18 protein-coding genes are annotated in these 13781 nt (G+C 67.9%); 3 read left to right on the plus strand and 15 right to left on the minus strand.

The window, feature by feature from the left end; all coding sequences use genetic code 11:
* Positions 1-5: 5 nt before the first annotated feature.
* The 4 genes from ACWHYQ_RS13765 to ACWHYQ_RS13780 form a co-directional block, all read right to left on the minus strand.
* Positions 6-452 carry a tetratricopeptide repeat protein gene (locus tag ACWHYQ_RS13765; protein ID WP_447972688.1) on the minus strand — a complete coding sequence of 149 codons (447 nt, stop codon included), beginning with the start codon at positions 450-452 and terminating at the stop codon, positions 6-8.
* Positions 453-477: 25 nt separating this feature from the next.
* Positions 478-756 carry a DUF507 family protein gene (locus tag ACWHYQ_RS13770; RefSeq protein ID WP_447972689.1) on the minus strand — a complete coding sequence of 93 codons (279 nt, stop codon included), beginning with the start codon at positions 754-756 and terminating at the stop codon, positions 478-480.
* Positions 757-839: 83 nt separating this feature from the next.
* On the minus strand, positions 840-1121 hold the full coding sequence (locus ACWHYQ_RS13775; RefSeq protein WP_447972690.1) for a DUF507 family protein: 282 nt from the start codon (positions 1119-1121) through the stop codon (positions 840-842).
* The gene (locus ACWHYQ_RS13780) at positions 1121-1504 is read right to left on the minus strand and encodes a cyclophilin-like fold protein (RefSeq protein ID WP_447972691.1); all 384 of its coding nucleotides are present in this window, start codon (positions 1502-1504) and stop codon (positions 1121-1123) included. The genes ACWHYQ_RS13775 and ACWHYQ_RS13780 overlap by 1 nt, the downstream gene beginning before the upstream one ends.
* A 224-nt stretch (positions 1505-1728) precedes the next feature.
* Here ACWHYQ_RS13780 and ACWHYQ_RS13785 point away from each other — a divergent pair, with 224 nt between their 5' ends.
* Together ACWHYQ_RS13785 and ACWHYQ_RS13790 are read left to right on the plus strand one after the other, a co-directional pair.
* Positions 1729-2502, plus strand: coding sequence for a ribonuclease H-like domain-containing protein (locus ACWHYQ_RS13785; protein WP_447972692.1), 774 nt, complete (start codon positions 1729-1731; stop codon positions 2500-2502).
* Positions 2499-3272, plus strand: coding sequence for a Stp1/IreP family PP2C-type Ser/Thr phosphatase (locus ACWHYQ_RS13790; RefSeq protein ID WP_447972693.1), 774 nt, complete (start codon positions 2499-2501; stop codon positions 3270-3272). The genes ACWHYQ_RS13785 and ACWHYQ_RS13790 overlap by 4 nt, the downstream gene beginning before the upstream one ends.
* Before the next feature lie 3 nt (positions 3273-3275).
* On the opposite strand, the gene ACWHYQ_RS13795 is transcribed toward ACWHYQ_RS13790, so the two are convergent.
* The 7 genes from ACWHYQ_RS13795 to ACWHYQ_RS13825 all read right to left on the minus strand — a co-directional run bounded on the left by ACWHYQ_RS13795 (position 3276) and on the right by ACWHYQ_RS13825 (position 7995).
* The gene (locus ACWHYQ_RS13795; protein ID WP_447972694.1) at positions 3276-3581 is read right to left on the minus strand and encodes a hypothetical protein; all 306 of its coding nucleotides are present in this window, start codon (positions 3579-3581) and stop codon (positions 3276-3278) included.
* A 122-nt stretch (positions 3582-3703) separates the two neighbouring features.
* Positions 3704-4561: an urease accessory protein UreD gene (locus ACWHYQ_RS13800; RefSeq protein WP_447972695.1), complete on the minus strand. Its 858-nt coding sequence runs from the start codon at positions 4559-4561 to the stop codon at positions 3704-3706.
* Positions 4562-4642: 81 nt separating this feature from the next.
* Positions 4643-5329, minus strand: a complete 687-nt coding sequence (locus ACWHYQ_RS13805) for an urease accessory protein UreF (RefSeq protein WP_447972696.1) — start codon at positions 5327-5329, stop codon at positions 4643-4645.
* Between the two features lie 20 nt (positions 5330-5349).
* Entirely contained in the window at positions 5350-6063 is a 714-nt protein-coding gene (locus tag ACWHYQ_RS13810) for a 3'-5' exonuclease (protein ID WP_447972697.1), read from the minus strand.
* Between the two features lie 55 nt (positions 6064-6118).
* Entirely contained in the window at positions 6119-6664 is a 546-nt protein-coding gene (locus tag ACWHYQ_RS13815; RefSeq protein WP_447972698.1) for an N-acetyltransferase family protein, read from the minus strand.
* Between the two features lie 17 nt (positions 6665-6681).
* Complete coding sequence (locus ACWHYQ_RS13820; protein WP_447972699.1) at positions 6682-7188, minus strand: (deoxy)nucleoside triphosphate pyrophosphohydrolase; 507 nt, start codon at positions 7186-7188, stop codon at positions 6682-6684.
* A 3-nt stretch (positions 7189-7191) separates the two neighbouring features.
* Complete coding sequence (locus ACWHYQ_RS13825; RefSeq protein ID WP_447972700.1) at positions 7192-7995, minus strand: A/G-specific adenine glycosylase; 804 nt, start codon at positions 7993-7995, stop codon at positions 7192-7194.
* Positions 7996-8174: 179 nt separating this feature from the next.
* On the opposite strand from ACWHYQ_RS13825, the gene ACWHYQ_RS13830 reads away from it, so the two are divergent.
* Positions 8175-8639, plus strand: a complete 465-nt coding sequence (locus ACWHYQ_RS13830; RefSeq protein WP_447972701.1) for a hypothetical protein — start codon at positions 8175-8177, stop codon at positions 8637-8639.
* A 355-nt stretch (positions 8640-8994) separates the two neighbouring features.
* Here the strand turns inward: ACWHYQ_RS13830 and ACWHYQ_RS13835 are convergent, their stop codons facing one another.
* The 4 genes from ACWHYQ_RS13835 to ACWHYQ_RS13850 all read right to left on the minus strand — a co-directional run bounded on the left by ACWHYQ_RS13835 (position 8995) and on the right by ACWHYQ_RS13850 (position 13781).
* Positions 8995-10041 carry a reverse transcriptase domain-containing protein gene (locus ACWHYQ_RS13835; RefSeq protein WP_447972702.1) on the minus strand — a complete coding sequence of 349 codons (1047 nt, stop codon included), beginning with the start codon at positions 10039-10041 and terminating at the stop codon, positions 8995-8997.
* 2 nt (positions 10042-10043) lie between these two features.
* Positions 10044-10409 (minus strand): diversity-generating retroelement protein Avd, encoded by a 366-nt coding sequence (gene avd, locus ACWHYQ_RS13840; protein WP_447972703.1) that lies wholly within the window; start codon positions 10407-10409, stop codon positions 10044-10046.
* Positions 10406-12250 (minus strand): SUMF1/EgtB/PvdO family nonheme iron enzyme, encoded by a 1845-nt coding sequence (locus ACWHYQ_RS13845; protein WP_447972704.1) that lies wholly within the window; start codon positions 12248-12250, stop codon positions 10406-10408. Before ACWHYQ_RS13845 ends, avd begins: the two co-directional genes overlap by 4 nt.
* Positions 12251-12383: 133 nt before the next feature.
* A complete protein-coding gene (locus tag ACWHYQ_RS13850; protein ID WP_447972705.1) occupies positions 12384-13781 on the minus strand; it encodes a sigma-54-dependent transcriptional regulator in 1398 nt (465 codons plus the stop codon).

Genomic DNA, 13781 nt, shown 5'->3' on the forward strand with positions numbered 1-13781 from the left:
CGCGGCTATTGGCGGGGGCCGCCTCCAAACGTCGGCCGCCGGTTTGAATAGGTCGAGTCAATCGGCTTCTTGGGGGTCGAGGGCTCCGGCGAACCAAACGGCCGCAGGGCCGGAGAATCCCAGATCACCTTGTGGCCGGGCGCCAGGTTGGCCGCCTCGATGAAATGCTCCCTGGCCTGTTCGTTCTCGCCCAGCGCGTAGAGGACGAGCCCGAGATTGTAGTGCGCCTCGCCGGAGCTCGCCGCGGCGGCCACGGCCTGCTCGAAGTGGGTCCGCGCTTCATTCAACTGGCCGTTCTTATACTCCGTCGTGCCCAACAGGGTGTACTGAACCGCCGGCTGCGGCGCGCCCGGCCCCAGGGGCAACGGCATCCGGGGCGCTGGCTTCTCGGCGGCGCACCCCACGATCCCGGCAAGACAGGCAGCGAGGACCGTCAGACTCAGGCCTCTCATATTCCTCCCCCAATTGCCGCGCAGTTCACGGCTTCTTCCGCCTTCGTTGCTCCTCCTCGAACGCCTTCCGGTAGAGCACGTCCCATTCCTGGCTGCCTTCGACGATCGGACGCGAATAGGACGCCAGCCTGGCCCGGACCGCGCGGTCCACCTCTTCTTCCTTAGCCAGCTCCGCGGCGAGCACGCGCTTGATCTCCTTCAAGGCCCGCGCGTCATCCCCTGTGAGCTTCGCCGCCGGCGTCGTCTTCAGGCAGGACAAGACGACGTGCGACAGATGTGTAAACTTCTCCTCGCTCAACAACATACGAAGCCCGGCGATGAGTGCTCAGTGATGGGCGATGCGGCAAGAGGCAGTCCGTGTTCCCTCTGTCCCCAACCCTTCACCCTTCACAGGACCAGGCCGCGCTCCCGCACCAGCTTGTTCTTGATCATCGTGAACATCTTCTGGTAATCCACGCGCCCCGCCGCGATATCGGCCTCGTATGGCTTCAGGAGCGCGCGCACCTCGGCGTTCAGCCGGTCCTCGACCTGCAGCTCATCCGCGATCGCCTGCCCGACGGCCTCGATCACGGAACTCTTCGTTCCGGCAATCTGCAGGTACCCCTCACCCTCAAGGCGGGAGACCAGCGCAGCGGCGAGGTGACGCACCCGGTCCTGGGAGAGTTTCATCAGACCTTTTCCACCCTGATGCGGGAGGCCCCCATCGCCTGCCGCAACAACGTGGCGTCGCCGATGATGCGGCCGACCACATTCACCCGGTCGGCCGGGACGGGGTCGGGCCCCAGGCTCATCGGGGTCCGCCCGAAGAAAATCGCCAGGACGCCGCCGACCCCCCAGTAGGCCACGTCGCCGATGGAGACTTTGGTGGTCGCGGTTTCGCGGTAGTCGGTGACGCCGGGCAGCTTGCAATAGAACTCTTCGCCCCAGGTGTTGACCTCGGCCTCGACCGGCAAGGCCGCGTACACGGCTTCCGCCGTCTTGTTGGACTTCAACTCGGCTTCGACGGTCACCCCGCCGACCGAGATCCTGATCCTTCGAGGCCCTTCCCCCATCCACCGGTCCCGACATTCCAGCCCGCGCCGCGGGCGCCGCCAACGGCGGTGCGGTTCGCCGGGCCCGGAATTTAACTTGTTTCCCCAGTGAAATCAAGGCTAGAATCCCCCGAGAGCAGGGTAACCGGCGGACCGCTCGCTGCAGCAGGTCCGGAGCGACGGAGCGTCCTCGCCTCGCTGGGTTCCGCGCGCGTCCATCACGATCCGCTCGTCGCCGTAGGTTCATGATCACCTCCACATTCGTGTTCCTTAAAGGCATCGGCGAGGCGACGGAGCGCGCGCTGTGGCGCCGGGGTATTACCCATTGGCTGATCTTCCGGGAGAGCCGCTCCATCTTCGGGATCGCCCCGCTGCGCAAGCGGATGTATGACGACGAACTGGCCGCGGCGGCGCACCATCTGGACCAGGGTCATTCCCGCTATTTCGCGACCTGCCTGAAGCCCCGGGATCACTGGCGCCTGTTCCAGACGTTCCGCTCACGGACGCTGTTCCTGGACATCGAGACCACCGGCGGGCCGCCCGAGTCGGGCGACGTCACGGTCGTCGGGCTGTGCGCCGACGGGAAGATGACGAGCCTGGTGAACGGCGAGTCGCTGACCGAAGCGCGGTTGAACGAGGAGCTCGCCCGCCACGATCTCCTCGTCACCTTTTTCGGCAGCGTCTTCGACATTCCCTATCTGCGCGCGAAGTTCCCCGGGCTCCTCGTGGATCTCCCCCACCTTGACCTCTGCTTCGCCGCCCGGCGGCTCGACCTCCGCGGCGGGCTCAAGCAGATCGAGGCGACCTTGGGCATCTCGCGCGCGCCCGATCTCGACGGGCTGGACGGCTGGGCCGCGGTCCGTCTCTGGAACGCCTGGCGCCGCGGCCGCAGCCAGGCGCTCGATCTCCTCTTGCGTTACAATGAGGCGGACACGCGGAACCTCGAGCCGCTCGCCGACCTGCTCTACCGGCAACTGGCGGCGCGGTACGGCCCGCAGGCCACGGAGGCCCGGTCGTGAGTGCGACCGGCGGCCAGAGGGACCGCGCCCGACCGGGCTGGACGGGCACGGGACTCAGCGACCTCGGCAAGGTCCGCGAGGAAAACGAAGACGCCGTTCTCGTTCTGGACGAGCTGGGACTGTGGCTCGTCGCCGACGGGATGGGCGGGCACCCAGGCGGGGATGTCGCGAGCCGGCTCGCAGTCCGGGCGGTGGCGGACTTCATGAAGCGCGCCGGTCTCAGCCCGTCAAGCCGGGAGGCCGAGCCCCTGCTCCGAAAGGCCATCCAGCACGCCAACGACGCCGTACGCGAGGAAAGCCGGACGCGCCCCGACCTGTCCGGCATGGGCACGACGCTGGTCGCGCTCCACATCAATCACGAGGAGGCGGTCCTGGCCCACGTCGGCGACAGCCGCGCCTACCTCCTGCGCGACCGCAGTCTCCGGCCACTCACCCATGACCATAGCTTTGTCGAGGAGCAGATGCGGCTGGGCCTCCTGACCGCGGAGGAGGCCCGCCGTCATCCCTACCGTCACATGCTCACCCGGGCCGTGGGGATCGAGCCCCAGGTCGAACCGGACACCTTGTCCCTGCCCCTTGAACCGGACGATTGCCTGCTGCTCTGCACGGACGGGCTGACGAAGATGCTCGAGGACAGCGAGATTCTCGACACGCTCGAAAAGGCCTCGTCGGCGCCCGAGCGGGCCTGCCGGGCGCTGGTGGAGGCAGCCAACCGCCGCGGCGGCCCCGACAACATCACCGTCGTCGTCGTGCGGCGCGCGATGGGGTGACGGCTACCGCATCACCTCGGCCTTGCAGTACCAGCCCTCGCCCTTCACGGCGTTGACCGCGTCCGTCAACTGCTTCTCTTTCACCTTGCCGCCATCCACCGTAACGACGACGTGGCCTTTCATGCTCTTGAAGTCCATGGCTTTGACGCCAACGACCTTCTTCAGCGCCGTCTCGATCTCGCCCTGGTACAGGTCGCAGAACTTGCCGCCGAGCATGAGCGTGACCTTCTGATCCCCGGCTAGAACCGGCGCGGCCCACAAGAACCACCCAAGGGCTATCGTGAGCACAGGGATGCGGACATCGAGCATGGTCCGTCTCCTTTCTTGCCCCGCTGAGGGGCATGCACTGGTTCGGGACGCGGGCCCCGCCGAGCCCGCGCCCGGCCGAGCGTACCACAGGCGAGCCGCGTGGATCACGCCCGTTCTCCGGCTCAATAGCGTCGGAGCGCCGGCACGGGCAGGTTCCACAGGTGGCTCCGCACCGCGCTCCACAAGCGTTCCAGCGCCCCCTGCAGATCCGGCGCCGAGCGTGCGACCAGCTTGACGACGAGGCCCGGCGCGGCCGGCTCGGAGACCCCGCCGAGCACCGAGCCTGGCTGCTGGTCCAGTGCCTCCGAGAGCCGCTCCTGCAGGCGCTTCCAGACCTGCTCCTCCACCGCGTCGTTCACCAGGTACAGCGTGCCGACATAGTCCCACTCGGAGAGCCCGGGTGCCGGGCTTGTCCCGCGATCGAGCCCTACCGCCACCCGCTCGAGGACCGTTTGTCCCGAGGCGGTCTCGATCCAGACCTCGCTCTCCAGACTGGCGAAGGCCCAGCGCTCCCCGCGGGCCACCCGGCCGGAGGCGATCGCATCCCAGACCAGCCCCGTGGCTCCCGCGGCGAGCGCGACGTGGATCGTCTGGTGATAACGCGAGCCGGCGTAGGGGATCGTGACCTCAGGGACCCATTCCACGACGGCGCCCGGTCCGACGGACAGCTCGACCTCCTGGACCGAGGGAGCCGAGATGGAACGATACACCCGCGTGGCCGACGGCGTTGAGAAGAGGACGTGCGTCTGCGCGTTCAGCGTCGCGTTGATCACAAGCTGGTCTCCGCCCACGAGCCCGCCGGAGGGGTTCACGAGCAGGGTGTAGGCGCAGCCGGATCCGTCCAGGGCGATCGGCGGGACGAGATGCCAAGGACTGCAGCAGCGCGAGTGCGCGAGCACCGTCCTGGCCCCCTCACGGGCGTAGTCCAGGGACAGCTCCCCGACCCGTCCCACCGACGCGAGGTCCGGTCCCAGGGTCATGCGTGCCCCGGCCCGCGCCGCCCGGCGCGCACCGTCAGGCGCCTCTCGTCGGGGAGTCCCTCCCCGAGTCCGTCTCATAGATCACGAGCGAAACAGCCGCACGGCGAGCCGCGCGTGGCGCATCGCATAAATATCCTGGACCGGCGCCCAGGCGGCCATTCGTGGCTGGGTCGCGGCCCGGCGCGCCAAGCCCTCGATCAGCGGCACCCAGTGTTCGAGCAGGCGCTGTCCCTCCCGCTGGCCGACCGGCAACAGCTTGAGCGCGGCGGACACCAGCCCCACCGCGCTCTGATAGAGGAAGGCCGCGAGCGTCGCCTCCCTAGGCCAGCCGGCCGCCGCCAGCGCCGCGCCCAACGCGACCGCATAGTGGCCCGGCGCCCGGCCGGACTCGACCGCGGCGAGATAGTCCCGCAAGGACCGGGCGGCCTCCGCATGGCCGCCGGCGACGCGGAGCACCTGGCGGCCCATTTGCCGACTGGCCAGGCGGGTCTCCCGACAGAGCAGCAGGGCGTCCAGCTCCCTATCCACCGCCATTGCATCGGCCAGCCGGCCGGCTTGGGCGGCCGAATGGGCTAGCGCTGTCGCGACGGCCTCCCGGCGGCCGATCTCCCCGTCGAGGTAGGCGATCACGTAATGCGACAGACTGTCGCCGTCGCGGACCGCCCCGGCCTGGACCGCTGCCTCAAGCCCAGAGGAATAGGCATACCCGCCCGACGGAAAAAAGCTGTCCACCAGCCGCATGCCGAGCAACAACGTGCGCGTCTTCACCGGCGACATCCGCGAGGCGGTTAGTTCACCTCGACCAGCTCCTGCCCGGCCAGCACGGCCTCCCGGGGGAGGGGGAGCCTGAAATTCATCCGGCAGTAGCAGGCATAAGTCACGTAGGTGTCCCGCAGGCAATATTCGGCGATCTCCTTGTGCTGTCCGCGGGCCCACAGCTCGGCCACCTGGCTGCCGCTTCCCGACTTGGTTTCCACGTTCAAGGCGCGGGCGAGCACGTCCAGCTTGATCCAGCCTCGGCCCTCCCAGTTGCTCCAGATCGCCATCGTGTCGTACACCGGCTCGGTCCGGAACTTCGCCAGCGGGATCTCCACCGTCGGCTTCACCTGGTGAATGATGGAGCGCTTCTTGATGAAGGGCAGATCGAACCCCAGGCCGTTGTGAGTAATGTAGAGCGATGGTCGTCCCTGACCAACCCTGGTCCAAAACTGCCTGAGCAGCTCTTTCTCGTTAGGCCCGTACCAACTCACGGCGCCCTGCGGCTCCATGGCGTCGCTGAACTGGAGCAGCCCGATGCAGACAATCCGGCTGAACGTACCGTCGAAGGCGGACTTCTCGTACAGCTCGTCTTCCAGACGCTGACGCTCGCCGGCCTCCGCCTGCGCGAACAGATCCGCGGGCTCCGCAGCCCCACCGGGCTCGCGCTCGGCCTCCAGCCCGATCAGCCGGGCCCACTCCTCACGCGGGGCCTGGACCGTCTCAATGTCGAGGACGACTTTCATAAAAGGAAACTGGCAGCGAACCGCGCACAGCCAAGACTTCGCGGTTCGCTGCGTGCTATTCGCTGACCAGCGACTTGAACATGATGATCCCGTCCTGGTACGTCCCGTCGTTCTTCCGGACCGCGCCGGGGATGCGCCCCACCTCCGCGAAGCCGAGTTTCGTCCAGAGGTGCCGGGCCGGCTCATTTTCAGCGAAGACCAGGTTGAAGAGCACGCTCCGGTAGCCGAGCCGCGCGGCATATTCCAGCATCGTCGCGCCCAGCAGCCAGCCCAGACCCCGGTTCCGCCACGCCGGCGCGACGACGAAGCCCGCGTTGGCGACCTGCCTGGCTCGTCCCGGCCAGTTCGGTTTAAGGTAGAACGCCCCCAGCATCCCTAGCTCTCGGCCGCGGTCCGCGTGATAGGCCGCCACCGTGCTCTTGCCGCGGAACCAATAGTCCAGGAACTCGTCCTGGTCGAGCGGCCGCTCGTGCGGATACGACGTCCCCTCGGAAACGATCACATCATAGAGCCGGCGGAGCGGCTCGACGTCGGCTTGGTCGGCCAGGATCAACCGGACCGGCGTGCCGTCCTTGAGCCGGGCCTCAACCGGAAAGCGCATGGCGCAACGGGGATTCGTTATTCGTCGCTTATGACTCGGCGGTCGCGGCTCGGCGCGGATCCGTGCTGGCCGACGACGGGTGACGAACGCGCTCTCCCTCGGAGTAACTCGATCAGCGGTCGGTCGGCCGGCGGAAACTCGAACTGCGGCAGCTCCTCCGGCGTCACCCAGCGGACCTCCTCGCACCCCAGCGCCCGGGCGTCGCCGCTCAGGATCGCGCAGCGGAAGAAGTGCAGCTCCACCGACTTGTCCGGGTACCGATGGGAGATGACCTGGACGGGCACGGGCTCGGTGATCTGGATCCCGAGTTCCTCCCGGAGCTCCCGCCGGAGACAGTCCTCCAGGGATTCTCCCGGCTCCCGCTTGCCACCCGGAAATTCCCACAGCCCCCCCAGGTGCGTGCCCCGTCGCCTGAGCGTGATCAGATACCGTCCGTCCCGGACGATCAGCCCCGCGGCCACCTGGATGGGGGACTCGGGACGCGGGACGTGGGACGCGGGCTGCAGTTCCTTGTCACCCTTCACGCGTCACCCGTCACGGTTCCGGTCGAAGGGATAGCTCCGGCAATCCTGCCGCATCGGACAGAGGAGGCAATAGGGATCGCGCGCGGTGCAGACGACCGCGCCGAAATCCATGAGCGCCTGATTGAAATCGTAGCCCTTGCCCTTGGGAATCAACAGCTCGGCCAGCGCCCACAACCGGGCCTTGTGCGCTTTCGGCTCGCCCGCGCCGATGAAGACGCGATGGAGCACCCGCATCACGTTGGTGTCGAGGATCGGGGCGTCTTCCCGGAAGGCGAAGGACCGGACGGCCCCGGCGGTATACCGGCCGATCCCTTTGAAGGAGAGCAAGGCATCCGGCTCCTTCGGCAACGTCCCGCCGTACTTCTCCACCGTTTCGCAGGCGATGCTGTGGAGGCGGATCGGCCGGATATTGTATCCGAGCGGGTACCAGGTCCGCTGCACTTCCTCCGGCTCCGCCGCGGCCAGGGCCTCGAAGGTCGGATAGCGCGCCAGGAACTCGTGATATTTCGGGATGACCCGCTCGACCTGGGTCTGCTGAAGCATGACTTCGGAGACCAGGATCTTGTACGGATCCGTTGTCTTCCTCCAGGGCAGGTCGCGCCCATGCTCGCGGTACCATTTTAGGAGACGGGTCTGGAACCGCCGCTTGACGCCCCGGTCCACCGAAACGGCCCGCGCCGCTGCAGCGTCGGCACGAGGCCGCACCAGGCCACGCCCGGCACCCTTTCGGTCGCGACTCTTCTCGTTCTCCCGCACGTAGCCCCTTTCAGGTACGACAAACAGCCCCCACGATACTCCCGGGGTCATCCGGGAATCAACGGGACAGGGTGTTGGGATTGGCGCGCCCGGACGGCGGCTTTCGACGAGGGCGATCCAGGGACTGATTGACTTTCGGCACCATCTGAAGCATCCTGCATGGCGGGGACAACAGACCGGTGCCGGCTCGAGCTGCCGATTGCCCCCGAGGGAAGGAGGCTCGCCCAACCATGCGACGATCTCGGAACCTGCGTGGATTGGCCCTGGCGGTCTGGGTCTGCGTAGGGCTCGCGTCGGGATGCACCGCGCTCCAGAAGCAGCCCGGGGAGGATTCGATCGAAGCAGTCCTGCCCGCTTCCCCAGCTCGCGTCAAGGCGGCGCTGCTGGATGTGCTGGCGAACGACGGCTACACCCCCGCCACCTCGGAGGCTGAAGCGTCCCTTGTAGAGACCGGCTACCGACAAGAGATCGCCAGTCCCTGGAACGTCCTGCTGGTTGCTCGCCTGGGAGTAGGCCGGAGCTGGGTGGAATGTACCATCGCGCCGGCGGAGGAGGGGGGCACCCGCCTTCACATCCACGTCAGGTATGAGGCGAAGGACCGGCTCTGGGGCTTCTGGGAGCCCGCCCAACCTCCCCTCGCGCAGAGCGCCGCCAACCAGCTCCGGCTCATCAAGAACGCGCTCGGGCTCCTGTAGCGCCGTCCCTTTTGCGCAAAGCCAGCCGGCGCCCCGGTCCCGAGCCGGCCCTCGGTCCAGTGATCGGGACACTTGGCCGGTCCGGGATCAGGGTGGTGCGCTCTTCGGCTGCCCGCCTCGCTTGCGGGATCAGCCCGGGATCGGTCTGGACGCCCGCGCGGCTCGCTCCGCGCCTCCCCCATGGAGACCCGGACTCCGGCCCACGGGCCGGCGTCTTGGGCGCAACGGAACCCCTGATTGTTGTTCCTGTCATCAGGAGTCCTCCTGTTGCGGTTCGTCGCCTCCAGGTTGTTCGCGTTGTTGTTCCACGACCCACCGCGGATCACCTTGGGCAACCGACCCCGTTGCAGCCCGGTCACCGGGACCAGGCCGCATCCGACAACAGCCGTTTCCGGACCATGACCGTGTCCGCATGTTCTGCGTGCGCCACCCAACTGCGGACACAGTGACTCAGCTCCTCCGCGGTCATATGCCCGGCCGCCACCGCCGCCCGATACCGCCTGAGCCGCCGTGCCATGCGCCGCACATTCCCGGCCTCCAGCCGCCGGTGCGCCGGGAAAACCCGGTAGCCCAGGAACGTGAACCCGGCCGTGACCGGCGCCACGAAGCACTTGCGGGGATGAAGCGTCAGCCGCAGCCCCTCGCAATAGGCCGTCAGCGCCTCCCGCGCCTCGTGCAGCCGGCGCTTGTCGTTCGCGAACACCAGGAAATCATCCACGTACCGGAGGTAGCCCGGCAGCCGGAGGGTCTCCTTCGCATAGTGGTCCAGCCCATCCAGATAGACGTTCGCGAAAAACTGGCTGGTCTGGTTCCCGATGGGAATCCCGCGCCGCCGCTCGTGCGGCGTGAAGAGATCGTCTCCGCCGAAATAACGGAGCACCGGCTCCTGGGGGTTGCTCCCGTCGATGACCGTCCGCACCAGCCACAAGACGCCCTCGTCGTGGATGCGGCGCGCCACCAGCCCGAACAGCAGGTCGTGATCCAGACTCGGAAAGAACTTCGCCACGTCGCACTTGAGCACGTACCGAAAGCGTCGCGCGTAGGTCGAGGCCCGCTCCACCGCCGCGTGCGTCCCCTTGCCCTTCCGGCAGGCGTAGGAGTCGTACAGGAAGCCCCGCTCGAAGATCGGCTCAATCACGTTGCACAGGGCATGGTGGACGACGCGATCCCGGAAGGGCGCCGCGCTGATCAGCCGGGGCTTCTTCTCCTGCAGGATGAACGTCCGATAGGGACCGGGCCGATAGGTGCGGGCGCACAGCTCCGCGCGCAAGGCATGCAGCTCTTCTTCCAGAGCCAACGAGAAGGCGAGGACATTGGGCCGAAAGCGCTTGCCCCGGCTCGCCGCCCGGGCGGCGTCAAGCAGATTGGCAAACGCCGTGAGCCGGTCAAACAAGCCGCCCATGTTTAGCCCGGCTGCGCCTTGGCCCAGCCGCCGACCTGCCGGCCCAACTCGACCAGCTCGCGCGAGATGAACTCGTATTGCTTCAGACTCGTGAACCCCAGGTCCTTTCCCACCCGGACCAGGAGGCGAAGCACTTGGACCTCCGCATTCGCCTGAAGCAAATGGGCTTTCTTCTCCCGCGAATAGGCCGCGCGCACCAGCAGCTCCAGCACGGTCAACATGCGGGTCTCGATCCGTTCTCCCAAGACGAACCGGTGGGAACGGGGAAACTTGCCCACGTGGTTGACCAGCCAGAGCAGAATGTCGTAGGCCTTCGTCACGGCCGCCGGGGGTGACCCGGAGAGGGGCTCGGTCATTCGATGAATCACCGCGCGTCCTGGGCGCAACGGAACCCCAGAAGGCTGTACCAGTCATCAGGAGTCCACAAGAAGCGGTACGCCGCCACCAGGCCGCTCGGGTCGCGGAGCCACGACCCACCGCGGACCACCTTGTTGCTGTTGTCGTAGTCCGAACTCGTCCACTCCCAGACATTGCCCGCCAGATCGTAGATCCCATAAGGACTCTTGCCGTCTTCTAAAGAGCCCACGTTGACCAGGACACCGTAGTTCTGAAAATCGAGACCCCGGTCGAAATTCGCATGCCGCCTCGTCGGCGCCTCGTTGCCCCAGGGATACGTGCGCCCATCCGTGCCCCGCGCCGCCTTCTCCCATTCCTGCTCGGTCGGCAGCCGCTTGCCGTAGTAGCGGCAATAGGCGTCGGCGTCGTGCCAGGTGACGCCCACGACGGGCTTCTGTCCGTGGCTGACTGGCACGGAGGGCTCCCAGTCCTGCGGCGCCACCCGGCCCGTCGCCGCCATGAACCTGGCGTACAAGGCCGTCGTCACCTCGAACTTGTCCAGGGAGAAGGCGGGCAGCGACAGCCGCCGGTTGTCGGCCCCGTAGAGGAACTCGCCTTTCGGCACCAGGACCATGGGCGCCCCGTCCCGGCCCGTGATCTCCCGCCCGGCCTGCTGGGGCGCGGCATAGGCCGGCGCCTTGGCCACCTGGATTTCCGCGTTGACCTGCTGCTTGAGCGCCTCCACCTCGGCGACATGCGGGTTGTCGTCGGGAAAGTCCGCCAGGAACTGGTCCAGCGCCGCCAGCCGCCGCTCCCGCATGATCCTCGTGTCCGTGGCGAACCCCTGGACCTTGGCCCAGGCCTGCTCCCGCTTCTCCGCCAGTCGGCGCTCCTCATCGAGCCGGTCGTAGCCGCCCACATCCACGTCCTTACCCGGCGGCGGCGCGGGGCTCCCGGCCGGCGGCCCGCCCGCAACCCCGAGCCCCGTCCCCGTCGTCGCCAGCGGCAACCCGTTGTCGAACCGCCCCTGCAGCTCAGGGTTCTGATAGCCCGTCGTGCTCCGCTTGGTCTCCCGATAGGTGTAGTCGTACAGCTCCCGCACCTGCACCAGCCCGTTCCTGTCGCTGTCCGCCGCCCCCTGCAAGCCCGTCAGCAGCGCGCAGGTAAACGCCCCATGACCCCCGCAGAACTGCGGCCCCTCCTGGGAGCGCTCGGCCGCACTGGCGGCCGTCAGCACCGCGATCCCGTCCTGCGCCTGCCCCATGGCCACGAGCATCCGGTTGATGTCCGCCGCGTGCGCGTTCCGCATGGCGAGCAGCGTGGACGAGGCCCCGAAGCCCCCGGCGTGGCAGGCATCGAGCAGGAGCACGATCTTCCGGACCTTGCTCCGCTGGATCTGCTTGAGCAGGTCGTCCCGGCTGAGGCCCCGGTCCTCCGGCAGGTTGGCGTCCGCGTCGTGGGCCAGAAAGTAGAGGTCCTGCCCGCTCATGTCGGGCAGGCCATGGAGGGCCAGGAAGAGGATCACCAGGTCCTCCGGCTGGGCCCGCCGCAGGACCTCTCCGACCTCCTTGAGGATCCGGCCTCGCGTCGCCTGCGCGTTGGTCAGAACCCGAAACTGGTCGGCGGGGATCCGGCCCTGGAACTGCTGGACGAAGAAGGCGTGCAGGGCCTTCGCGTCCTGGTCGGCGTACCGGAGGTTGAGCTCCTGCTGCTGATACTCGGAGACCCCGACGAAGACGCCCCAGACCGACCCCACCGCGACCCCGGTGGCAGGCGACACGAAGACGCCGCGGCTGTCGGCGAGCGCGCGGGGCAGCACGAGCCCTACGGCCAGACCACCCACGAGCAGCGCGTGCAGCCCGATGCGCCCCATGACGCCTCCTCCGTTTCCCCTCCAGCGCCCGCCTCGGAGCCAGCGGGTGGCTCTATGGTAGAACCGGCCCCGGACAAAGGCAAGCCCCGTCGAGTCCGCCGAACAGCGTACGTACTCCGCCGGCCAACGGCCTTCAGCCCTCCTCGTTGCTCTCGCCTAGCTCGATCCCGTAGCGCTCCGCCATCCGGTAGAGCGTCCGCCGGTCGATACCGAGGATTTTGGCGGCGCGGACCTTGTTGCCGCCGGTCTCGCGGAGCACGCGGATCAGGTGCGCTTTCACTACCTCGTCAATCGTCTGCAGCGCGTCGCGCCGGTCCGGGCCGGCCCTGGGCGCCCCGCCCGCCGCCGCGGCCTGCCTGACCGGCTCCGGCAGATCCTCGGGCAGGATCAGCGGCCCGTGGGCCAGGGAGACGGCCCGCTCGATGACGTTCTCCAGTTCCCGGACGTTGCCCGGCCACGCGTACTGCTGGAGCAGCGCCAGGGTCTCGGGGACGAATCCCCGGATCGGCAGGGTGCCGGAGGCGGTGAACCGCTGCAGAAAATGATGCGCCAGCATCGGGATGTCTTCGCGCCGCTCCCGCAGCGGCGGCAACACGATGCGCACCACGTTGAGACGGTAGAAGAGGTCCTCCCGGAACCGCCCTTCCTTCACCAAGGCGGCCAGGTCCCGGTTGGTCGCCGCAATGATCCGGACGTCCACCTTGACCGGCGCGGTGCGCCCAACCGGCCGGATCTCCTGCTCCTGGATTACCCGCAGCAGGCGGACCTGGAGCGCGGGGCCGATGTCCCCGATCTCGTCGAGGAAGATCGTCCCGCGGTGGGCCGTCTCGAACAGCCCCAGTTTCGCGCCGGTCGCGCCCGTGAACGCGCCCCGCTCGTGGCCGAACAGCTCCGATTCCAGCAGGCTGTCCGGCAACGCCGCGCAGTTGACCGCGACGAACGGGCGGTCGTGCCTCGGGCTGTTGGAATGGATGGCACGCGCGACCAGCTCCTTGCCGGTGCCGCTCTCGCCCTCGAGGAGGACCGTGCTCTTGCTGGCCGACACGCGCGCCACCAGCTTGTAGACCTCGAGCATGGGCGGGCTGCTGCCGACGAGCGGCGAGCGCTCCTGGCGCTCCCGCAATTCCTCCCGAAACCGGGCGTTCTCGCGAACCAGGCGGCTATGCTCCAGACTTCGCCGGACGACGAGCTTGATCTCCTCCTTCTTGAAGGGCTTGGCCAGGTAGTCGTAGGCACCCTGCTTGATCGCCTCGATGGCCCCCTCCATGGAGCCGAAGGCGGTCAGGAGCACGATCGGGGTGCCCGGACTGAGCTGCTTGAACTCGCGGAGCACGGCATACCCGTCCACCGCGCCCATGCGGATGTCGGTCAGGACCAGATCGAAGCGTTGCCGGCGGCCGCGCTCGATGGCCTCCTCCCCGCTGCCGACCGCCTCCACGCAGTAGCCTTCCTTGCGCAGGGCCTCCGCGAGGAGGTCGCGCGCCACCGCGTCGTCGTCCACCACCAGGATTTGGAACTCGGCGTCCGTCAT

The organism is Nitrospira sp. Kam-Ns4a (assembly GCF_965152595.1).

Excerpts from the sequence above, each read along its gene's own strand:
- ACWHYQ_RS13810 (WP_447972697.1), bottom strand. The coding sequence starts at position 6,063 with ATGAAAGTCGTCCTCGACATTGAGACGGTCCAGGCCCCGCGTGAGGAG.
- ACWHYQ_RS13765 (WP_447972688.1), bottom strand. The coding sequence starts at position 452 with ATGAGAGGCCTGAGTCTGACGGTCCTCGCTGCCTGTCTTGCCGGGATC.
- ACWHYQ_RS13830 (WP_447972701.1), top strand. The coding sequence starts at position 8,175 with ATGCGACGATCTCGGAACCTGCGTGGATTGGCCCTGGCGGTCTGGGTC.
- ACWHYQ_RS13850 (WP_447972705.1), bottom strand. The coding sequence starts at position 13,781 with ATGACGGACGCCGAGTTCCAAATCCTGGTGGTGGACGACGACGCGGTG.
- ACWHYQ_RS13815 (WP_447972698.1), bottom strand. The coding sequence starts at position 6,664 with ATGCGCTTTCCGGTTGAGGCCCGGCTCAAGGACGGCACGCCGGTCCGG.
- ACWHYQ_RS13800 (WP_447972695.1), bottom strand. The coding sequence starts at position 4,561 with ATGACCCTGGGACCGGACCTCGCGTCGGTGGGACGGGTCGGGGAGCTG.
- ACWHYQ_RS13770 (WP_447972689.1), bottom strand. The coding sequence starts at position 756 with ATGTTGTTGAGCGAGGAGAAGTTTACACATCTGTCGCACGTCGTCTTG.
- ACWHYQ_RS13795 (WP_447972694.1), bottom strand. The coding sequence starts at position 3,581 with ATGCTCGATGTCCGCATCCCTGTGCTCACGATAGCCCTTGGGTGGTTC.
- ACWHYQ_RS13780 (WP_447972691.1), bottom strand. The coding sequence starts at position 1,504 with ATGGGGGAAGGGCCTCGAAGGATCAGGATCTCGGTCGGCGGGGTGACC.
- ACWHYQ_RS13825 (WP_447972700.1), bottom strand. The coding sequence starts at position 7,995 with ATGACCCCGGGAGTATCGTGGGGGCTGTTTGTCGTACCTGAAAGGGGC.
- ACWHYQ_RS13775 (WP_447972690.1), bottom strand. The coding sequence starts at position 1,121 with ATGAAACTCTCCCAGGACCGGGTGCGTCACCTCGCCGCTGCGCTGGTC.
- ACWHYQ_RS13835 (WP_447972702.1), bottom strand. The coding sequence starts at position 10,041 with ATGGGCGGCTTGTTTGACCGGCTCACGGCGTTTGCCAATCTGCTTGAC.
- ACWHYQ_RS13785 (WP_447972692.1), top strand. The coding sequence starts at position 1,729 with ATGATCACCTCCACATTCGTGTTCCTTAAAGGCATCGGCGAGGCGACG.
- ACWHYQ_RS13845 (WP_447972704.1), bottom strand. The coding sequence starts at position 12,250 with ATGGGGCGCATCGGGCTGCACGCGCTGCTCGTGGGTGGTCTGGCCGTA.